17 protein-coding genes are annotated in these 21,449 nt (G+C 37.1%); 4 read left to right on the forward strand and 13 right to left on the reverse strand.

Translation table 11 applies throughout. From position 1 onward, the window contains the following. Positions 1-167: 167 nt before the first annotated feature. Positions 168-1,145: a Gfo/Idh/MocA family protein gene (locus IW492_RS15225; protein ID WP_202068671.1), complete on the reverse strand. Its 978-nt coding sequence runs from the start codon at positions 1,143-1,145 to the stop codon at positions 168-170. A gap of 26 nt (positions 1,146-1,171) precedes the next feature. Beyond that, positions 1,172-2,191, reverse strand: coding sequence for a Gfo/Idh/MocA family oxidoreductase (locus IW492_RS15230; protein WP_202068673.1), 1,020 nt, complete (start codon positions 2,189-2,191; stop codon positions 1,172-1,174). A gap of 217 nt (positions 2,192-2,408) precedes the next feature. Here IW492_RS15230 and IW492_RS15235 point away from each other — a divergent pair, with 217 nt between their 5' ends. Further along, entirely contained in the window at positions 2,409-3,275 is an 867-nt protein-coding gene (locus IW492_RS15235; protein WP_202068674.1) for a MurR/RpiR family transcriptional regulator, read from the forward strand. A 1,060-nt stretch (positions 3,276-4,335) separates the two neighbouring features. Here IW492_RS15235 and IW492_RS15240 read toward each other — a convergent pair. The 10 genes from IW492_RS15240 to IW492_RS15285 form a co-directional block, all read right to left on the reverse strand. Then, entirely contained in the window at positions 4,336-4,824 is a 489-nt protein-coding gene (locus tag IW492_RS15240; RefSeq protein WP_202068675.1) for a hypothetical protein, read from the reverse strand. A gap of 3 nt (positions 4,825-4,827) precedes the next feature. Continuing rightward, positions 4,828-5,511 (reverse strand): ABC transporter ATP-binding protein, encoded by a 684-nt coding sequence (locus IW492_RS15245; RefSeq protein ID WP_202068676.1) that lies wholly within the window; start codon positions 5,509-5,511, stop codon positions 4,828-4,830. Positions 5,512-5,520: 9 nt separating this feature from the next. Further along, entirely contained in the window at positions 5,521-6,984 is a 1,464-nt protein-coding gene (locus tag IW492_RS15250) for an ABC transporter permease (RefSeq protein WP_202068677.1), read from the reverse strand. Between the two features lie 248 nt (positions 6,985-7,232). Further along, on the reverse strand, positions 7,233-8,549 hold the full coding sequence (locus IW492_RS15255) for a sensor histidine kinase (protein WP_202068678.1): 1,317 nt from the start codon (positions 8,547-8,549) through the stop codon (positions 7,233-7,235). A 3-nt stretch (positions 8,550-8,552) separates the two neighbouring features. Further along, a complete protein-coding gene (locus tag IW492_RS15260; protein ID WP_202068679.1) occupies positions 8,553-9,230 on the reverse strand; it encodes a response regulator transcription factor in 678 nt (225 codons plus the stop codon). Positions 9,231-10,263: 1,033 nt separating this feature from the next. Further along, complete coding sequence (locus IW492_RS15265; RefSeq protein ID WP_202068681.1) at positions 10,264-12,570, reverse strand: immunoglobulin-like domain-containing protein; 2,307 nt, start codon at positions 12,568-12,570, stop codon at positions 10,264-10,266. A 747-nt stretch (positions 12,571-13,317) separates the two neighbouring features. Then, positions 13,318-14,820 carry a DUF1846 domain-containing protein gene (locus IW492_RS15270; RefSeq protein WP_202068683.1) on the reverse strand — a complete coding sequence of 501 codons (1,503 nt, stop codon included), beginning with the start codon at positions 14,818-14,820 and terminating at the stop codon, positions 13,318-13,320. Between the two features lie 1,230 nt (positions 14,821-16,050). Next, the gene (locus tag IW492_RS15275) at positions 16,051-16,227 is read right to left on the reverse strand and encodes a ribbon-helix-helix domain-containing protein (RefSeq protein WP_202068684.1); all 177 of its coding nucleotides are present in this window, start codon (positions 16,225-16,227) and stop codon (positions 16,051-16,053) included. Positions 16,228-16,269: 42 nt separating this feature from the next. Next, positions 16,270-17,295 (reverse strand): SPFH domain-containing protein, encoded by a 1,026-nt coding sequence (locus tag IW492_RS15280; RefSeq protein WP_202068685.1) that lies wholly within the window; start codon positions 17,293-17,295, stop codon positions 16,270-16,272. 300 nt (positions 17,296-17,595) lie between these two features. Continuing rightward, positions 17,596-17,955, reverse strand: coding sequence for an Asp23/Gls24 family envelope stress response protein (locus IW492_RS15285; RefSeq protein WP_202068686.1), 360 nt, complete (start codon positions 17,953-17,955; stop codon positions 17,596-17,598). Positions 17,956-18,291: 336 nt separating this feature from the next. Here IW492_RS15285 and IW492_RS15290 point away from each other — a divergent pair, with 336 nt between their 5' ends. Together IW492_RS15290 and IW492_RS15295 are read left to right on the forward strand one after the other, a co-directional pair. Beyond that, positions 18,292-19,143 carry a glycosyltransferase family 8 protein gene (locus IW492_RS15290; RefSeq protein WP_202068687.1) on the forward strand — a complete coding sequence of 284 codons (852 nt, stop codon included), beginning with the start codon at positions 18,292-18,294 and terminating at the stop codon, positions 19,141-19,143. Further along, positions 19,140-20,066, forward strand: a complete 927-nt coding sequence (locus IW492_RS15295; protein ID WP_202068688.1) for a glycosyltransferase family 8 protein — start codon at positions 19,140-19,142, stop codon at positions 20,064-20,066. The genes IW492_RS15290 and IW492_RS15295 overlap by 4 nt, the downstream gene beginning before the upstream one ends. Before the next feature lie 174 nt (positions 20,067-20,240). Here IW492_RS15295 and IW492_RS18755 read toward each other — a convergent pair whose 3' ends face one another. Next, positions 20,241-20,384 (reverse strand): transposase, encoded by a 144-nt coding sequence (locus IW492_RS18755; protein WP_442896362.1) that lies wholly within the window; start codon positions 20,382-20,384, stop codon positions 20,241-20,243. A 488-nt stretch (positions 20,385-20,872) separates the two neighbouring features. Here IW492_RS18755 and IW492_RS15305 point away from each other — a divergent pair, with 488 nt between their 5' ends. Beyond that, entirely contained in the window at positions 20,873-21,439 is a 567-nt protein-coding gene (locus tag IW492_RS15305) for a GNAT family N-acetyltransferase (RefSeq protein WP_202068692.1), read from the forward strand. The last annotated feature ends 10 nt before the right edge of the window (positions 21,440-21,449 follow it).

Below are 21,449 nucleotides of genomic sequence, written 5' to 3' on the forward strand. Positions count from 1 at the left end.
TTAAAAAGAACCCTCATTAACAGAATCCATGCATGAAAAACAAGCAGCTAGGTAGGTGCCCACCTAACTGCTTGGCTTTATTCTCTTGTATTTCTTTCACCAACACTAGTTGACAATGAGCCTTTTTTTGCAGATTATTTTTTATAAATGATTTTTTTCTTATCATTTCAGCCTAATTGAATCCCTGCATCTTCCAAAGCAAGTTCAACGACTTCCATTACTTTCAGACTGTGCTCCAGCCTTCTTTCCGCAAATTTAGTATCATGTGCAGCGATGACCTGATTAAAGATCCAAAACTCCTCATACAAACGATGCTCTCCCAGTTTTTGATCAATAACCTGAGCTTCAGATTTATTCACCTGCAGTTCAACCTGATTGATAATACTTGTAGGTCCATTAATTATCATTGACCCCTGATTCCCTTGAATGGTCGAGCGAATCGCTGAAGCAGAATCCTTCGCACCAATGCAGACAACCTTTGTATTCGGATAATTCAAAAATAATAGCCCGGATGTATCGATTCCCCGTTCAACATTTGCTTTATATTGAACACTTTCCGGCATTCCCAGCAATCCAACCACAAAATGAATATTATAAATATTGATATCCATCAGTGCTCCTCCGCCTTTTTTGGGATCAAAAGCAGGCAGGATTGTCCCTTCTTTAAACGCATCGTAACGTGATGAATACTGAGAATAATTGCATTCAATAATTTTTAATTCACCTAGCTTCGGCAAAGCGTCTTTGACCGCCTGATAGTTTGCTAAATACTGGTTAGTCACTGCTTCAATCAGTATCAGGTCATTTGCGTGCGCAATTTCCTTCAACTCCACCAGCTCAGACAGCCTCAAAGTGAATGGCTTTTCGCAGATAACATTTTTCCCATGTTCCAAGGCCTTTTTAGCGTATGCATAATGCAAATGATTAGGAAGAGCTATATAGACAGTATCAAATGAATTATCGGTCAGACAATGGTCAAAATCCGTATACATCGCTTCAATCCCATAGTTTTCTTTTAAATTCTGCAAATTTTCTATACTTCTTGTTGTTCCGACAATAGCCTTTAATTCTATTTCCGGTATTGCTCCCACCATCGTCAAAAAATCTTTTACAATCATTCCCGCTCCGAGAATTGCCAGTTTCATAGATACAGCTCCTTTTCTATTACTGATTATTTCTGAATCATTTTGCTTCCTTCTTCAAGTATTTCCAGTTGTCGGATTGTTTCATCATCCTTAATCACTTTTTCTTTTCCATTGATGATTGTTTCATACAACCCGTCATAGACACGACTGTAGTCCCCCACCTCGGATACTACTTTTTCTTCATGGTACACACCATTTTCATCAATATAAGTCAGAATACCATAATGCTCCGGTAAATCAATCCCAAAATCACTATTTTCAGGCATATAAAACATTTTTAGATGCTCTTCCTGACGATCCTTCGTCTGCTTCACAAAAGTTCCCTTCTTACCATACACTGCAAAGCTTGGTCGCTCCTTCAATCTAAAGTAGCTCGATTTAACAGAAACCTTCTTCATATCATAATAAAAATCCAGATCAAAATAGTCATTCATCCGACCTTCTCCCAGCAGTTGACGAACATCATAGCGGATACTGTCCGGATTCCCAAAATAAGACAGTACCTGATCAATAGTATGACAGCCATGACCATACAAATAGCTTGAGTTTTTGGAGTAAGCTTCTACACTTTCCGGAACTTCTGGACGGAAATAATCATAATGCATTTCCACTTCTAATATGTCACCCAGAATGCCGCTTTCGATCACTTTTTGAACTGTCAGAAAATCTGAGTCAAACCGGCGATTTTGATAGCATTGAACAAGTAAACCTTTTTCTCCAGCTAAAGCAAACAGCTCTCTTGCTTCTTCAGCAGTTTCAGTAAATGGCTTTTCAACAAGCGCATTCTTACCATGCTCCAAGATCATCTTTCCATAATGAAAGTGGAGGTTGCTTGGTGTGGAAACCACAACCAGCTGAATCTCGGAATCACTAAAGATGTCATTAATCTCTGTAGTGTAATGCACACCCGGCAGCTTTGCCCAAGCAGTATTTTCTCTCGGCGAATAAATTGTCTTAACCTTGATTTTATCTGTTAGTTTTGTTGAAAATGGTAAATGATAGCGATTGGTACTTTTCCCATTTCCTATATAAGCGATTGTTAACATTGAAATTCCTCCTGTCATTTACTTGCACTTTTAATTATAGCTGCATTCTTTGATTTGATAAGATAAATATATAAAACAGGTCATCATTTTCATAATTTTGCTAAACACCAGCAAATTCTTGAACATAATGTTCAAAGATATTGAACATCTTTAACTGAAAACAGTCGCCCAAACAACCAAAATGCGTTACAATAAACAGCATCAGGGAGGAATTGGTATGTTAGTGATTGATAAACTGAAAGATCAGGAAATGTTCACTGTTACAGAAAAGAGAATAGCTGATTATATTTTACAAAATACAGCCGATATCCCAACGATTTATATAGCAGATTTGGCCAAGCTGACGTATGCTTCACATTCAGCAGTGATTCGATTGTGCAAGAAAATCGGCTGCAATGGGTTCCGGGAATTTAAACTGGCTGTTTCAGCTGTTGTTCACAGTCAATTGCATAAACCTGGACCTGTGAATGTTAATTTTCCTTTTGAGCCAAATGATCCTCCAATGGTTATTGCCAAGAAAATGGCTGATCTAACCATGGATGCAGTAAGAAAAACCTTTGTTCAGCTAGATGACAAAACACTTAATAATGCGGTTGAAATGATTTCTTCCGCAGAAAGAGTCTTTCTATTTTCCAAAGGTGATTCGCAGCTCCGGGCACGGAGCTTTCAAAATAAACTGATTAAAATAAATAAATTTGTCATTATTGCTGAGGAGTATTCAGATGAATCCTGGAATGCAGCAAGTTTAACAAAAAAAGACTGTGCCATTTTTATTTCTTATGCAGGGAGGAACGAAAAATATCATCGTATCCTGTCCTATTTTCAACAGGAAAGGGTTCCCAGTATTTTATTGACAGGGAACAATAAATCACCTTTAGTCAAACAGGTTTCTCTGCCAATTATTACGATACAGGACGAATATGATTTTGTTAAAATCGGAACATTTTCATCTCAAGTTTCATTTGAATATATTCTGGATACACTTTTCTCCATGCTGTACGCCAGAGAATTTCAAAAAAATCTGAAGGATTTGAAGAAAAAACAGGACCTGATTCAATCGGGAATACTTAGGGAAGAGGCATGAAAAATTACAAAGAGATTATCTATTTTGCTCTAGTCTATCTTAAAAAAAAGCAGCCGGAAAACCTTCTATTATGAAAAGTTTTCACGGCTGCTTTTTATAGTTCCTTTTGTTTTTTCAAGCGTAAGTTAATGTTAGTTATCTAATTCTATTTCTAAACTATCGCCTGTTTTCACATCTATTTTCACAAAAGCTTCTGAACGACCGTTTTGATCTTTTACTTTCCAGTAAATAGTTATCCGATCTCTTTCAAGAGACCCTTTGATTACTTCGTCCTATCCTGCTGTTTTCACAGCGACAACCATCGCTTTACCGATATCATAATCTCATCCAAATCAAGCTATTGGTTGTTTCTTTCCGCACCATTCTGCTCATCTAAAATCCAGACATTCTTCTTTTTTCGCCACAGCTTCCGTTTTAGCCTCTATTTTTACTTCACAAACAGTGTCAGCTCTTCCTGATGCTCGTTAAAAAGCCCCAATGCTTCTGCTCCGTCTTAGGCATGGATTACATTGTACTCCTCAACCTTCAATTCTTCAGAAATAAAATTGTCCAGACTTTCTTCACCCTCCACCAGTAAAACACTGAGTAGCTGATTGATTTTCTCTGCACGATATGTTGTACACCTATCCCGACATTTCTTCGCCAGACAATTTAACTTATATTTTAATTATTCTAGTGATAGCTGGCAGGGGTTCGCTTGGTCTTCTCTTCTTTGAGAATTATAGAAGAAAACACATCCCCAAAATTTGAAACTTCGTATCTGTCCACGCCAACGACTCCTTTACCAGTACAAAAGTCTAGAAAAAATAACAATGAAAATCATATCGTTTATGTTCTGAATCAAAAATTTCTCTGCTATTTCCTACACACTTTTATTGATGGCAGATTATTAGAAATAAACGATTATTATTTATCAATTGCAAATTTTCTGATCAATAGCTATGCATTTCAGAAAAATATTTCTTCATACTTTTATTGTATTCCATTACTCAGCTTCTTTGCTTCCTTTAGATTTTTCTATATACAAGGGTAGTTATCCTTTTATGGTCATCATTTATTTTCATGGTAAAGGCGGCATTCCTTCTGGTGAAGTTTCGCTCCATGTTTTGCCGTTATCCGTGGAGTATTCAGTTCTTCCGTCGTTTATGCGGAATTGTATCACCGTGCCGTCGTCTGCCTGATATTGCCCAAATTGCTCACCACCGTCAGCCTCGCCGCCATTATGATTCCCATACGTATCATTATCCCTATTGCCATAAGCATTCTCCCCGTTTTGAAACGGCTGTCCGTAACTTGGCTGATTTTGCGGAATTTGACTGCCATTATTGTCTAAAGATCTCCAAATTTGAAAAGCGAACATTGCAATACCAGTAATAAAAATACCGCAAAGCAGAGTGAGAATAACTGGACTCTTCTTTTTCATCGATACATCTTTAGGATAGCGATAGGGCTGTCCCTGCGAGGGATTAGAGTACAGGTACGGCTGTGCCGGAGTTTCATCCAAAAACTCGTCCAATGCATACCCTTCATTATCATTATTTCCATTCATCTGCTACGACTCCCTTCTTTGCTTTATTACATTAAGCCGTCCATCCTGTATACCATATACCACATCAGCAATAGAAGTCACTTTTCGTGAATGGGTCACAATAATAACACAGCGATTTTCTTCATGTGCCAAGGCTGTGAAAGTATTCAAAATATCTTTTTCAGTATCTTTATCAAGATTTCCAGTAGGCTCATCGGCAATGAGTATAGCAGGATTATGTGCCAAAGCTCTCGCAATGCCCACTCGTTGCTGTTCGCCACCAGACATCTTAAGAATTTTACGGTCTGCAGTTTCCCTATCAATACCTACCTTTTCAAGCAATCTATAGGCATAAGTTTTTTTATCTTTTTCATGAGACTTACTGATGTGCATTGACAATACAATATTCTGTACCGCAGTTGCATTCGTTAAGAGATTATATCCTTGAAAAATAACGCCAACATTCTCAGCACGGTATTTGTCTCTATCAATTTTTTTCAAACTCATATCTCCGCACAAAATTTCACCGCTTGTAGCTGTATCTAATCCTGAAATAAGAGAAAGCAGTGTGGATTTACCAGCCCCCGATTTACCTACAATAGTATAAACATAACCTTTCTCAAAAGCGGCATCAATGCCCTTTAATACATTCTTTTTTGTATCCTCATATTGATAGGTCACGTTGTTCAGTGTTAATACGTTTGTCATTTTTCTCACCTAGTTCCTTTCCATGAGTATTTTAATCGGTTCATATTTTACAATCTTTCTTGTAGTGATAATACCGGATAGTGAAGATAATAGAAGTGCTATCCCCACAATTTCAATAATCGTCATAAGTTCAAGAGAAATATCAAGATTTTTAAGTGGTTGTGTATTGGATTCATCAGGATTTCCCCCTATTTGTGTTAATGATGCACCTGGCGACAAAATATTATTATTGTTTGCAGCTTCTTCAGCTGCCGCAACCTGTTGCTCCAGCATCATGTTAGTTACGGGTTGTGCAGCAAGACCGCCAACTCCAAGCCCGATAATCAGACATATCGTGGTTATAACTAAGGTTTCACACCAAAGCCCTGCTAAGATTTTAGATTTTTTCATACCCATTGCCCGAAGAACACCGATTTCATATTTACGTTCACGGATAGCGATAGAAGAAAGCAATGCTAAGATAATTGCTCCAAAAGCAAGTACAATGATAACAAAAGTGACTGATATATTTTTCAGTCCTTCAACAGGACCGACTACCTTGCTGTAGCTACTTGAGTCGGTTGTAACATCAAACACACTTTCAAGTCCTTTTTCCTTAACTTCAGCAGTAAAAGCATCGAGCAAATCAGGATTTTTAAGATAATATTTTGCAGCCACTTCAATCCCAAACAATCCATCCACAATTTTTTCACTCAGTGTTTCAAAAGTAGTCAGAATTTCATTACGGCGGTTAGCATAAGCATTTTCCATCATACCAGCGCTGTATTCATCGGTGATATCGGTATAAGTCCCAACAATAGTCATTTTCCATTCAATATCAGTATAATTTGAATTTTCGGGAGTATCCCCTACTTCCTCCAGTGCAGAAGTAACCGTAATTGTATCACCAATTTTAAGTCCACTGCTCTCCAAAAGTTCTTTACTGATTATACATTCATCTCTATTTTTAGGATAACTGCTATCAGTAGTAAGTTCACGCAGGCCGTTTTCAAAATCCATATAATCTCCTGCCATAATTTTGTGGTAATAATTCCTGCCGACTTGCTCAGTTATTAAATCTCCTCCCTCGGTTTTAGAGCTGAGAGATGGACCGCCGCCCGTACCTTTTTCTTTATCGATAGGGTTTAACTGGTCACTGTTGCCTTTAGTAGTTGCGGTATAAATACTGCTTTGTAAATAATCCGATTCCCCGAATTTAATTAAATCCTCCGAACTGATTTTAGGTTGTCTTATTATAAGATTATCACCTGTGTTATTTTTCATTGCTTCCTCTTGCACCCTCTGCATATTAGGCGAAATGTTGACTTCCGAGCCAAATCGTGTTTTATAATCAGTTATTACACCATTTGCGGTGTTGTTAATCATCAGAGCCGTTACCACTGACACGATTATGACAAAAATGATTCCACCAATCATCAGGTTTCGTCCACGGTTGCGAACAAGGTTTTGTAATGCATTTTTGACAATGTACATATTCATAAACTCCTTTTCTAATTTTGGTTTGTTTTGTCAATACCAATTGCTTTCCATAGCTGCTGCCTTGCTATGGTTAATAGTTTGATATCCGAACCTTGCATGGACCTGTACTGAAATAAAAAATTTAGAATTCTCTGAAAATAATTTCAAAAAAAAACTTACCAATAAAACACCTCGGAGTCGAAAAGTATTTTTTACTTTTCGACTCCGAGGTACTGGAAAAAGGATAAAATATCAGATATGTTTTAGATTTCAAATGTAAAAGTAAATTCAGTCCATTCATTTTCCATGCTTTTAGCGGTAATTTTCCCATCAATCTGTTCCACTATACTTTTAGCGATAGATAATCCAAGTCCATAACTATTTTCATCATTGCTTCGTACAGTATCAGAACGGTAGAAGCGGTCAAAAACATGGGGGAGGTCTTTTGCAGAGATTCCTTTTCCCGTATTTTTCACTGTACAGGATACACGGTTTCTCATCCTCTGTACCGTTATCTCAATACTGCCGCTTTCATCCGTATATTTGATTGCATTTTCATATAGTATAATAAATACTTGACGGAGAAAATCCACATACCCATAAATATCCCCAGCAAACTCGATTCTTCGTTCTATTCGTAAATTCTTGATTGCAGCGGCGGCATCCATTGACTGCATAACCTCATGAATCATCGCTGATATATCAAAAGATTGCTTTTCGGTTTTGGTCTCCATTCCCTCTATCTTTGCAAGAGTTAAAAGTCTATTTATAAGTTTACTCATTCTATCAGTACCGATTCTAATATAACCAAGCCACTCCTTTTGGCTTTTGATGGTTTCATCCTCATTGGCTTCTAAAACATCACAATTGGTCATGATAGTAGTCAATGGTGTTTTTAATTCGTGAGATGCATCGGCTATAAATTGCTTCTGCTTTTCCCAGCTTTCCGAAATAGGCTCGATGGCACGATTGGCGTAAATGATACTGATAACGAAAATAACAGCCAACATTCCCATTCCTACAAGTAAAAAGGTTATTGCTAAGTTACTTAAATTCTTCTGCATATCAGTAACATCTAAGAACAAGATTTGAAACTGCTCTTCGGATTCAAATCTTGTTTGCTCGCCATTTTGTATATGGGTAATTTGCAAAGGTGCAATTTTATACCTCCATGTACGTCCTGCTATAACAATAGCGGAATCGTTATTTTCTTCCCATGCAATACTTGCAGCCTCGGCATATTGAGTGCCGGATATATCAATCAAACTATTTATTTCCAAGATATTTCCAAACTTGTCAACAGTGAGAATAAACGAGGGAGCATAGTCGGAGGTGACCTTGTTAAATGAAGTAACCCGTTTCTCATCAACGCTTTTGCCCGACGAATCTACACCAGAATCTTCTGGAGATTCCGATTCACTAACGGTAAACGATCCTGTCACATTATTGAGCTTTTGTTCAATTTCTGACTGGGTATTTCTGTATGTGGTCAAATAAACAACGCAAAAAGCGATCAACATCACAATTGATGTAACAAGTATATTCAAAACCAAAAATTTATTGCGTAGCTTTTTAAACATTTTTTATTCCCCTCCGGTTAACGTGTATCCGGCTCCACGTATGGTATTTATAGATATTCGTGATTTGACTCGCGTTAATTGTTTGCGTAAACGTGATATGTGGATTTCCACATGATTGTCCTCCGCTTCAGTATCATACCCCCAAACTCTTTCAATAATAGTATTCTTTGAAACCACGATATTTCTATTATCAATTAAAAGTTCTAAAAGCTGCCCTTCTTTTAATTTAAGCATAGTCTCATTTTTAACGCATTTCAACACAAGCGTATGAGGCGAAAATTCAATATCTCCAAAAGTAATCACACCATTGTTGCATAGTTCCGGCTTTCTGCGGTGTAGAGCACGCAAGCGTGCTAAAAGCTCATCGGTATGAAAAGGCTTTGCAAGATAATCATCTGCTCCAAAATCAAGGCCCTTAACCCTGTCCTCAATTTGCCCTTTTGCAGTCAATAGAATTACCGGGGTACCAATTCCGATTTTTCGAATTTCACTGAGTATTGTTAGACCATCTCTTCCAGGCAACATAATATCTAATATAATTATGTCATAAATGGACGAACGTGCGTAAGCAAGCCCTTCTGATCCATCATGTACTAAATCCACAGTATAATGATTTTTTTTTAATATTTCGGCAACAGCTTTCGCCATATATTTTTCATCTTCAACCATTAAAACACGCATGGAAACTCCTCCTAAAACTCATATAATAGAAATAATAACATCCAAACCTGTACTGAACCTGTATTAAAAATTTATTTTTTTCGCAATTTTTTAGTTTTTCCCTACCCTCTTAAAGTGTGTGATTATATTGTAAAACATTAGTATTACATAAAAGAAAACAGAATATTCATCTTTCATTAAAAAGAAGCTGTTCTAACATAGAGTATGACTTTCTCGAGAAAATTTACAACGATCTATTTTCATGAAAATCTGGTCCAACATACAAGCATTGACTGCAACTCAAATAGGAATCAATTATTCAAATGAGCGAAAAATCATATAGCAAAACAAGGAGTAGCTCGTTGTTTTCGCTTCACTTGTTTTATTGCTTCCTTTAGATTTTCTGGTTCTAGAATTTGAATTATTTATTTTCTGTATACATGTGTGTTACTCCCTTCTTTCTCGTATTCTGCTAGTGTCCTTTTTTCTTCTCCCAATTGAAATTTCCTAACAATAAAATTGTTCAGCCTTTCACTTTTACCAGCTTTTGCTAGTTGCCTTCATTACTATGGTATCCGCTCCTGTGATTACTCATCACAGTCTTTATATTTGCGGAATAACCGCAGGGACAAAAAGAATTTTGGCTAACTTCTCACATATTCCGGGTTTCTACCACTAAAGACTTTTGGTACAGAGATACGGGATTAAAGCTCAAACTCTTCCTCCCCGTCTATCCGTCACATTTACATCGTTTGATTGCCCCAGTAACTATTGGGCTTCAACTTTTTTTGCAGTCCTCTCCTCAACCCCTGCTTTCTACATGATTCCTGTTCGTTGGAACAGAGATTTGTCTACAACTTCCTTCAGTTTCCACGTCACTATAGATACCCTTGTTTTCAACTAAGGACTTTTCGTTAATTGGATGTAATCAGGGACTTTGACCTTTAGAATTTGACCCTGCCAGACAAACAAAAGACAGGATTTGCCTAAATGCAAATCCTGCCTTAATTAATAAGAAACCTTCACCAAAAATCAATTTATTCTTCTATCATTTTTAAAACAAGTCTAAATTATTTTCTTTATCTTTTTTCTTTTTCAGGAAATAAGCACCAGCTACCATAATCATACCTGAAATGGCGGACATGAAGCTGCTTTCTTTAACCCCTGTTTTTGGTAATTCTTTTTCTGAAGACTTAATTGCTTCTGTTTTAACAGCTTTTTGTTCATTTCCTGCATCAGGAGCTGCTGGATCAGCCGGTGTTACAACCTCTTTATCTTTTACAGTCAGAGTCATTGTTGTTTCCGCCATTTTTTCTCCACGTAGTGCATAGAAGCGAATGGTGTGTACGCCGGCTTCAACCAACGTACTGTCCGAAGCCTTAACCATAATAGGATCACCTGCTATTTCAAAACCAACAGCTTCAGCATTTTCAGCCACTGCCCACTCAAGAATCATATCTTCAGTCAGTTTATCACCAACATACATAACCTTATCTTCAACAGAAATTGTCGGTTCGATTGAATCTACGACATTCAGTGTAATTGTTTTCGTCACAGTATTCTCAATAGAATTTGTAAATGAATATTCAATTGTAAATACACCTGGTACCGTTGTATCAATTGGTCCGTCAAGTACTGTAAAATCTGTAACTGCTAAACCTGTTCCATCAACTGAATCACTTGCTGTTGCCCAGCTCAGAATCATCTCATCAGTAACAGCTGTACCGATTTCAACAGTCTGATCAGCAGCTTCAATTGTCACTTCTCTTTCAATAACTGTTACAGAGATTTGTGCAGTTGTTGTATTTCCTGCAGAGTTGGTTACTGAGTAATCCACTGTATAAACAGCACCTATTACAGATGTATCAATATCACCTTCAACAACTGTATAAGAAACCGTAAGGTCTGTATCCACAGGATCTGTCACTGTTGCCCAGCCTAGAATCATCTTAGATGTAACTTCCTGACCTTCAAAAACTTCCTGATCTGCAGCAGTAATAGTTGCTGTTCTCTCAACTACATTTACTATAATAGTTTTTGTTTCAGTTGTTCCGTAAGAATTAGTTGCTGCATAAGTCACATTATATGTTCCCGTAGTGCTTGCATCAACATCGTTTGCAGTAACTGTTACTGCAAGTGTACCGTCTTTTTCGTCTGTTGCACTTGCATAAGCTAATGGATCAAATGCTTCGCCCTGCATGATAGTTACATCCTCAGCAGTAATTGTCACTATACTTGCTGCAACTGTAATGGTTACTGTTTTTCTTTCAACAACACCACTGGCTGTTTTAGCTGAGTAAGTGATTGGGTAGTCTCCTGGTGTTGTTGTATCAACTGTTCCATAAACAGCAATTCCTTTATCAGAAGCTCCATCATAGGCTCCTAAAGTAACAGTAGAGCCGTCCGCTTTAATTTCATTTGCAGTCACACCTTCTAATGGGTTAAATGTATCACCCAAGAAAACAGTGCGATCTGAAGCTTCCAATGAAATTCCTTTAATTACTTTAATATTTACTGTTGTCTCTGCAATTCCGTATTTTAAGGATTCTACAACGACAGAGAGTTGGTAATCACCCACATCTCCTCCGCCAGCAGAACCACTAGTATAGAGATGATATTCAGAAGGATCAGTTATACTGCCATCTGGATTTTTTACAACTATACGATTTTTGATTTCAGTTATGAAATCACCATTTTGTGCAACTGTGAAATCTGAAATTGACACATCCAGCATATCATCAACAACATAGACATCCGTTGTTGCCGTAGTTACTTTACCAGCAGAATTTTCTACTGAATAAGTAACAGTATAAGGAGTCTCATTTTCTACATTAATATTAACGTTATTACTTGTTACAACTATTTTAGATGAAATATTTCCATCAACATTATCGAAAGCATATACACCTTCCAGAGGATTAAATGCTTTACCCAATCTGATTGTTTTAATTGGAACTACTGAAATTATCGGTGCATCCGCTTCACTAGGAACTGGTGGAATATGCGTAATGTCAACATCAAGAGTTGTACCAGGTACTTCAGGCTCAGCAGGCGTAGCTCCTGGCAGTTCTACTGGTGGCAGTTCTGCTGAAGGCAGCTCAACTGATGGAAGTTCATTTGAAGGTGCAGCTTCTTCAGCAGCAGGTTCTTCCACTACTGCTTCCTCTTCCACCACCGGAGCTTCTGCAACAGGTGCTGCAGGTGTAATTTCCTCAGCAGCAGGTACAACTGTTTCTGAAACAGCTGTTGCTGTTGAATCTGCTGTCTGTTCAACTGAATCTGCCAATGCAACTTGAGCATTTAATAATGTTGGTGCCAGCAGTGTCACCAGTGTTAATTTAACCATTTTCTTACTTTTCATTTCTTTCTCCTTTTCTGGGTAATTAATATTTTTTACTGATAATTGAAGCCAATAAAAAAACTTTGCAGCTAACTAACAAATAACAACAATAACATGTCTTTTCAAATAACGCTTTCACATCAGTATATATATATAATACCTTATAACTTGGTAAAAGGTTACACTAAAAATTAATTTTTTCACTTTTTTGAACAATTTTTTTTAATTCCTTAGTGATAACAATAAAAAGTTTGATTTCTTCAAAAAAAGGAATCAAACTTTTTCAATATGAATATAAATGTTTTACCTGTCTATCTCAATCAGAGCATTTCATGCCAACTTGCTGCTGGTGCTCTGACCAAAATATAAATTACATAAAAAATATTCTATTAATGATGTTCAATGATAGGAAATTTTTAACTTGTATGCTTTGTGGAATGGTATACAGACGACAATCTTTGAATGTGTAAACATTCATCCTTAATTGGCAGCTGTTCCAATTAACAGAAGAGAACAACTTGGTGTTTTCTACCGAGTTGTTCTCCCATGCTGAATGCACATTTCTTAGGTTAGAAGCAGAACTGACAATTTCACTAGATATTCCTACAATAAATAAAATCCTTGTATCTACGAGTCTCACAATATTCGATGCTCAATACAAATGCATCTATTTAGAAAAGCGTTGGCATGTCTTGTATGCCCTCTTCAGACAAGCAAAAACTGGCACAGCCTCTTACTTATCTATTTTCATTCAAACCTATTCAAATTCTATTGATAATAGAGTTGTTCTGATGGATAGGCAGGTGTACAGGTAATATCAATGCCTAATTTCCTCAATGTCTGTTCATTACTTTTGCCCAGCAGAACAGTTGAATGCCCTTGTGCTCCTTCCAGCTCTGCCAACTTTTCATAAGCCCTCTGTGCGGTAGGGTTAGTAACTGCACTGATCGCAAGAGCAATCAGTACCTCGCTGATTGTCAAAGAACTGTTTGAAATATGCATTTCATTCTTCTTTAATCGTTGAATGGTTTCCAGTGTAATTGGTGATAGTAAATGAATGTCATCGTCAATATTTGCCAATGTCTTAATCGCATTCAAAATAACCGATGCAGAAGCTTCCATCAGCGATGTAGTTCGGCCGGTAATAATCTCTCCTGACGGTAATTCCAGTGCAATCACTGCAATTGGATCAGTCGTAGATGATTCGAATGTTGCTGCATAATCGTGTGAAGGCGTAACAACTTTTCTATCCTCCGGTTTTAAACCGACTTCCTCCATAATCAAACTGATACGGCTGACTGCTTCCTCATTCACCAGTCCTTTTTTAAAATCACATTCTATTTGGAAATAGCGTCGAATGATCTCCTGACGAGAGGCTTCTTGAACCACTTCATCATCAATAATCCCAGATTCTATTCTGTTAACGCCCATATCTGTTGGAGATTTATAGACAGATTCCTGACCGGTTATTTTTTCAATAATCCGTTTTATAACAGGAAATGTTTCAACGTCCCGATTATAATTGACAGCCATTTCCTGATAGTAATCCCAGTGGAAAGAGTCGATCATATTGACATCCCCCAAATCTGCAGTAGCAGCTTCATAAGCAATGTTCAATGGATGCTTCAGCGGAACATTCCAAACAGGGAATGTTTCAAATTTAGAATACCCTGCATTATGTCCTTTTTTACTTTCATGATAGAGCTGACTAAGACAAGTAGATAGCTTACCGCTTCCCGGACCCGGTGCAGTCACTATAACGATCGGCTTTTCAGTTTCAATGTATTCATTCTTACCGAAACCTTCCTCAGAAACAATTTTTTCAACATTTAAAGGATAGTTTTCGATTGCTTCATGTTTATATACTTTGATATTGCGGCGCTCGAGCTTATTGATAAACACTTTCGTTGCCGGCTGATTATTATAACGGGTAATTACCACACTGTTAATAAACAAACCATATCCTCTCAATTCATCAATTAGTCGAAGAATATCCATATCATAGGTGATTCCATAATCGCCGCGGATTTTATTTCTTTCAATGTCTCCTGCATAAAGACAAATCAAGATTTCTGCCTGATCTTTTAGCTTTTGGAGCAGCTTAACTTTGCTGTTCTCCTGAAAACCTGGAAGAACTCTTTTAGCGTGTTTATCGTCAACTAATTTACCGCCAAACTCCAAGTACAATTTATCGTACTGGTTCACACGTTCCAATATATATTGGGACTGCTCTGTAAGATATTTTTCTGAATCAAATCCAATCTTCCTCACTAAGTCTCCTCCTTGTCTTTCCCATAACATTCTTCCATTAATAAAGACTTTCGTCAACCGAAAACTGATACAAAATCAAAGAAATGTTAAAAACCAGTCTAAGTGTTTGCAAGGAGTTGTAAGAAGCAGAAAATGAAAAGATACCCAGTAATTACTAACGCTTCCTTCATTATAAAAAATGTTGTTCGTAGTGAGCAATTCATCCAATAGAATTGTGCTATTGGAATAAGGAGAATGTTTAGTATTTAAAGAAAAACGGCAACCTGAAAAAGTATACAAAAATGAAGTACGAGGTTGTGACAAAGCTTCTCCATGCGACGAGTAACCGCAGGAGCACTTGCACGAACTTAATTGCGACGAGTAACCGCAGGAGCAGAAGTATTCTAGCTCAAGAACCAAGCAGGTATCATCTACTCTGACAAGTCAATCGTCAAGTCAATCGTAGTGATTTATGACAATACGTCGGAATATACGAAAATTGTCAAGGAACACTATTCATTTTATGAATAGTGTTCCTTGACACCTCCCTGGAGCTGCTCATAGTTTCAGTATCGTTCGCCTTATTTCTGAGATGTTGCCTGCGATTACTCGGCACAGATTAGGACCGACAAGTGCTAGTTCTACTTTGCCACTTCTGCTCATATTTGTACTTTAGCAGAATGGTATGCATAGTTTCGATAAGTATTCCTTGAATGAAACCAGCTCACTTGATGTAGTAGAATTGTATGCGTGGCGGAGCGTAGAAGAACTGCTGTCTCTACGAGTCTAACGATTCTCGAGACAAAACATTACGTAGAAGAACTGTGTCTCTACGAGTCTAACGATTCTCGAGACAAAACATTACGTAGAAGAACTGTGTCTCTACGAGTCTAACGATTCTCGAGACAAAACATTACGCTATATCCGTTTTTCTGCGTCTTCGGTTCTCACTACACTACACTTCACTTCGATCTCATCAATTTCTAAATGGCAAAGCCACTAAGAATTGAAGGTCTTCGTTCCGATCTCATCACTTTTTAAATGACAGAGCCGCTAAGAATTCAAGGACTTCGTTTCGATCCTCGAAGCATGTCTGAGGGGCATGTAAGAACTTGATCCTACGTTTCTTAATGAATGCTCGAATCATACAAAGACTGGAATACCGTTTATCCGGTTTTAGGGGTATCAGACATACTTATGTTACAGTCCCGTACTTCATATATTTCCCACTATTATTTGGTGTTGCTTTAATTACTCTTTTGTTTTTCCGGAGTGTTTACGCTTTTTGACTGCTTCTGTCAGCAAATACTCTATTTGACCGTTCACACTTCGGAATTCATCTTCTGCCCAAGCCGCCAATTCATTATACAGTGCGGTTGAAAGACGAAGGGGCACTTGCTTTTTTGCTTTTTGCTCTTTCCCTTCCATAACAGCAGACCTCCTTAGCAGTCAATAAGGAACAGGTTAAGTTTAATACAATGACCCGCTGTTGACAACAGGTTGTGCGTCTCGATTTCCACATAATACAACAAGCAGATTGCTTACCATTGCAGCTTTTCTTTCCTCATCCAGATCAACAATTCCCTGAGCGTTTAATTCCTTTAAAGCCATTTCCACCATACCAACAGCACCTTCAACTATCAGCTGACGTGCATCAACAATTGCAGAAGCCTGCTGGCGCTGCAACATTGCAGCCGCAATTTCCGGCGCATAGGCCAAATGAGTAATGCGGGCTTCCAAAATTTCCAAACCGGCAACCTCCACTTTTGACTGAATTTCTTCGCTCAGCTTTGTACTGATTTCCTGACTGGAACCACGAAGACTTTTTTCATTGGCATCTTCGTTATCAGCAGCATCATAAGGGTAGAGCCGCACAATATTCCGCAAAGCAGAATCACATTGAATAGACAGATATTCTACAAAATTATCTACATCAAACATCGCCTTTGCAGTGTCAGCTACACGCCAAATGACAACGATGCTGATAATGATTGGATTCCCCTGCTGATCATTGACTTTTTGTTTATTGTTACTTAGTGCCATCGTTTTTAATGATAGCTTTTTCGTAACAGCTCTTTGTGCTGCTGCACCTTTTGCAGCTGCAGTTTCCTGTTCGAGGATATTCACACCATCCTGATTTGAAAGATTCACTGGAACTGGGATAGCAGTGGTAAATGGATTAACGAAGTAAAATCCTTCCCCTTTTAAGGTACCTATATAGCGCCCAAATAGCGTCATAACCATTGATTCATTCGGACGAATCACTTTAAGCCCTGCGAATAAAAGAATCATTGGCAGACACCAGTAAAAAATAGCAAGCCCCAGCATCATACCTCCAAGTACAAATGACTCTTTTTCTAAATAGACAATGCCGAAGATAAACAGTGCGATTGATAGAATAATCCCCAAAATATTAAGGAGTAAAAACGGCATCCCATTACGAGCCTTCAATTCTATTTCTGTTGATGGAACTTTACTTTTCAATCCTTCATTCATTTTCTTCCCCGCCTTCTTTTTGATATCAAATTGATATCAAATAAATATTAAGCATAGTTTACCAAGGTCTTGATGATCTGTCAACTTTATTAGTATTTATATTATGACAAAGGCACACGCTCCCCTATTACCACTACAAAAAAACTTTCGATCCCAGCACATAGCAGAAAATCAAAAGGCTCTTGAATCTTACTTCTGTTTTATTACATCAATTTTGAAACCAAATATACTATACTTTTCTCCTCCTGTTATTCTCTATCAGAAACCTTACTAGCAGGAACAATTACATCTTCTTATCCTTTAGCTAACTTTTTTTGAACTGTTCTTTTTTCCATCAATAATGTTTACATTCAGCTCTGCAACATTAAATGAAGTCATGTGCTCAACCTCTTCTGAGTCAATTTTCTGTATTGCTTCATACATTACTGGTATACTTTTAATATACTCAATGATACTGTTCACCTGAATAACGATTTTCTTTTGAGCTACTTCCACATCAATATCAGCACTAATCTTTTCATTTTCATCCAATCTCTCTGTTGCATGAGAAAAAATCTTTCCATTTATATTCAACAAGCCGTCTGCAAATTCCAGTGAAATAGCAGCAGCCATTTTGTCCTCAAAATTTAATTCACCTATGTTCCCTAAATTAATGTTCATTTAACCTGCTATTTATTTTCCTGCTCCTCTTGTGTCCTTTCATTTTTCAGAAAAAGTCAATGATTCAATTGAAATCATCAATCCGATGCACTAAAGCAGCCGAAAATCATGTCAATTCGCTTATCACCTTCATTCTAAGTCTAAAAGATTTAGTCTTCCTTTAACAACAAAATACTTTTTTATCATTCATTAAAAAGAGCTGGAAGATCAAGCACTTCCATCGAGTATACCTAAAAGTTGTATTTACTGCACTATATTCAAAAGCGTGTATCTTTTGCAAAAAAAAAGAAATGCATTTAATGTATATTTAATAAACCTTAAAGGGGAGAGATATTTATGGACTTTTATAAAGTACCCGTTGTGACCGCATCCGATGAGCACTATGCTCCTTATTTAAGTGTGATGATTGCTACATTACTTGACAATGTCAATGATCCTAACTCAAGGATTCACTTTTATGTAATTGATGACGATATCTCTGATAAGAGTAAGGAACAGCTTCGCAAGACAGTTAATTTACATTCGGATCAAGCATCCATTGAATTTGTAAGTGTTGATCACAGCTTATATAAGGATTTCTTAGTTAGCGATCATATCACTACAACTGCTTATTTTAGAATATCGCTGCCAAAATTTTTACCTGCAGATGATACGTGCAAAGTTCTCTATTTGGATGCTGACACACTGATTCTCGATGACATTACTACGTTGTTTAATTTAGATTTACACGATCAAACAATCGGTGCTGTAATTGATCCTGGACAGACAAAAGCACTAAAGCGTCTGGGTATTGATTCAAATAACTTCTATTTTAATTCTGGTGTCATGGTCATTAATTTGGAACGCTGGAATAAGGAAAATATTACTGAAAAGACGATTCAATTTTTGACAGATCATGGCGACAAAATTATTTATCATGATCAGGATGCCTTGAATGCTGTTCTCTACGAGCAATGGGCTCCTTTTCATCCAAGATGGAACATGCAAAGTTCACTGATTTTTGAAAAACACCCTGCTCCTAATGAACATTATACAAAGCTTTACAAAGCAGGTTCTCGGAATCCGGCTGTTATTCATTTTACCGGACATGATAAACCTTGGAATACACTGGAAAACCATCCTTATCAGGATCTTTATATGAAGAAATTATCTGAAAGTATACTGCAGAAGGGAGAGGTCTCAAAATGAATAGAGAAAAGCGAATTATTGTTTCCTGCTGCAATTCAGGATTCACAAAACATATGACCACACTCTTTGTGTCTATTTTAGAAAACAGAAAAGAATCAAATGAAGAATACGCATTTTATGTAATTGATGATAATATTAACAAACAAAATAAGAAACTTTTAATTGATACCTTGAGTCACTACAATACTCAAGTAAACCTTTTACATATCAATAAAAGATTCTTTTCCAATGCTGTTGAAAGTTCAAGAATCCCAAAAACTGCCTACTATCGAATCGCTATTCCAGAGCTTTTCAGAGATACGGATGTAAAAAGAATCCTTTATTTAGATTGTGATATGATTGCTGTCGATGACCTTTCCTATCTATGGGAGATCGATCTTAAGGATTATCCTTTGGCAGCTGTTGAAGATGCCGGCTTTCATAACAGATTTGAGAAAATGGGAATTTCGACTGACTCAGATCTTTACTTTAATTCAGGACTTATGCTGATTAATGTCCAGTCATGGCTTGAAAAAGATATAACCAGACAAGTACTGAAGTATATCCAGTATCATCCTGAAAAGCTTCGTTTTCATGATCAGGATGCGCTGAATGCCATCCTTCACGACCAATGGCTGCCGCTTCATCCCAGCTGGAATGCTCAAAGCTATATTATTAATCAGGAAAAAAAGCATCCAACTATTGAAGGAGAAAGGCAATATGAGGAAACAAGAAAACATCCTCATATCATTCATTATTCAGGACATGTTAAGCCATGGCATGATGAATTTACCTCTCCCATTGAAAATTTCTACAAAATATACTATGCTTTAACAGCATTTGCTGACAACAAAGCAAATTTAAATACACCCACAATTATATATAAGCGAAATTTACTCGATGAAAAGAAAGCACCTGTGAAACGCACCTACTTCTTCTCGTAGTTTATCTTTATAGGCTGCAAATATTACAGGAAAAATAATTATCTGTTTTAATACATTATCCCCAAAATAAGGCATTAATATAAACAAGTATATGTTATGACAAACACTCATGAGGGCTACCGCCTTCATGAGTGTTTGTTGTGCCATTTATTCGGAGATAGATACGAAGAAAGTTCAGAACTTTATTTCTGTCCCACTCTTAGTTTTTTTGTGAATGCCTCCGCTTTCATAGCTCCCAAGGCAAAGTCCAGCCCAACTCGCTAAATATTCTTTCGTAGAAAATGCTTGAACATTCCAGCCAACTTCTACCATGAAAATCTCTGCTGTTCATGCACTGGCTCCCGGCAATTCTTGTAATCATTCGAATACCTCTTGTTATTTGGTGGTATACTCGACAAAATAGTCGTTCAGGTCAGTGATATGCACCTGAATTTCTTCTATAGATCAAAACAATCCTTGTAATACAACTCGTTGTACCTTGGTCAATTTCCTATCCAACACATATCCTATAAATGGCTGTTTCTTTAATACGCTGTTTCTAAATCATTTGTTCTTGGATATATTTTTTTATCTGAAATAGTCATATTGCTTCCACCTTTAATGTTCATTTATAAAAGACTATTTCAAAGAGCACAATACAACGCTTCATATTGACGACTTTCCTCTTAGATTTATGGTAATTGATTTCAGAACCTATCTCAACAGCGTTCCATCCCATTTACTTCAAAGAAATTTTTTGATTTATTTTTACTAGAATTTATTAATAGTTTACGTTAAAATTAGATAAAAAATTCAGGAGTGACTCTATGAAAATCAGACTTATTTCCCCGGGAGATATCGAAGCAGTCTTAAGTATTTACAGTCAATATATTGATACACCTATCACCTGCGAATATGCTCTTCCTTCAAAAAATGAATTTACCCAACGCATCAACAGTTTTACAACAACTTACCCTTATCTGGTCTGTGAAGAAGAGGGAAAAATCATCGGCTATGCTTATGCTCATCGCCATATGGAACGAAAAGCTTACGAGTGGAACGCTGAACTGTCTATTTATCTGGACAAGGAACAAACCGCCAAAGGAGTTGGAATGCAACTCTATACAATTCTCATTTCTATTTTAAAAAAACAGGGTATTAAGACAGTGATAGGCGGAGTTACTCTGCCAAACAGAAAAAGTCAGCAGCTTCATGAAAAGCTTGGATTCGAGCAAATGGGGATCTACCATAATAATGCATTTAAGAACGGACAATGGTTTGACGTTGCCTGGTATGAAAAACAACTAGGTCCTTATACAACACCGGAACCAATTATTCCGATTACAAATTTATCAAAAGAGGAAATAGCAGAAATTATTAGAAATAGTAACTAACCTTTGACTG

It is taken from the genome of Enterococcus sp. BWB1-3 (genome assembly GCF_016745275.1).
Taxonomy (GTDB): Bacteria; Bacillota; Bacilli; order Lactobacillales; family Enterococcaceae; genus Enterococcus_L.

Bases quoted from the DNA above. Each gene is read 5' to 3' on its own strand.
- IW492_RS15225 (WP_202068671.1), bottom strand. From the start codon at position 1,145: ATGAAACTGGCAATTCTCGGAGCGGGAATGATTGTAAAAGATTTTTTG.
- IW492_RS15230 (WP_202068673.1), bottom strand. From the start codon at position 2,191: ATGTTAACAATCGCTTATATAGGAAATGGGAAAAGTACCAATCGCTAT.
- IW492_RS15235 (WP_202068674.1), top strand. From the start codon at position 2,409: ATGTTAGTGATTGATAAACTGAAAGATCAGGAAATGTTCACTGTTACA.
- IW492_RS15240 (WP_202068675.1), bottom strand. From the start codon at position 4,824: ATGAATGGAAATAATGATAATGAAGGGTATGCATTGGACGAGTTTTTG.
- IW492_RS15245 (WP_202068676.1), bottom strand. From the start codon at position 5,511: ATGACAAACGTATTAACACTGAACAACGTGACCTATCAATATGAGGAT.
- IW492_RS15250 (WP_202068677.1), bottom strand. From the start codon at position 6,984: ATGTACATTGTCAAAAATGCATTACAAAACCTTGTTCGCAACCGTGGA.
- IW492_RS15255 (WP_202068678.1), bottom strand. From the start codon at position 8,549: ATGTTTAAAAAGCTACGCAATAAATTTTTGGTTTTGAATATACTTGTT.
- IW492_RS15260 (WP_202068679.1), bottom strand. From the start codon at position 9,230: ATGCGTGTTTTAATGGTTGAAGATGAAAAATATATGGCGAAAGCTGTT.
- IW492_RS15265 (WP_202068681.1), bottom strand. From the start codon at position 12,570: ATGAAAAGTAAGAAAATGGTTAAATTAACACTGGTGACACTGCTGGCA.
- IW492_RS15275 (WP_202068684.1), bottom strand. From the start codon at position 16,227: ATGGAAGGGAAAGAGCAAAAAGCAAAAAAGCAAGTGCCCCTTCGTCTT.
- IW492_RS15280 (WP_202068685.1), bottom strand. From the start codon at position 17,295: ATGAATGAAGGATTGAAAAGTAAAGTTCCATCAACAGAAATAGAATTG.
- IW492_RS15285 (WP_202068686.1), bottom strand. From the start codon at position 17,955: ATGAACATTAATTTAGGGAACATAGGTGAATTAAATTTTGAGGACAAA.
- IW492_RS15290 (WP_202068687.1), top strand. From the start codon at position 18,292: ATGGACTTTTATAAAGTACCCGTTGTGACCGCATCCGATGAGCACTAT.
- IW492_RS15295 (WP_202068688.1), top strand. From the start codon at position 19,140: ATGAATAGAGAAAAGCGAATTATTGTTTCCTGCTGCAATTCAGGATTC.
- IW492_RS15305 (WP_202068692.1), top strand. From the start codon at position 20,873: ATGAAAATCAGACTTATTTCCCCGGGAGATATCGAAGCAGTCTTAAGT.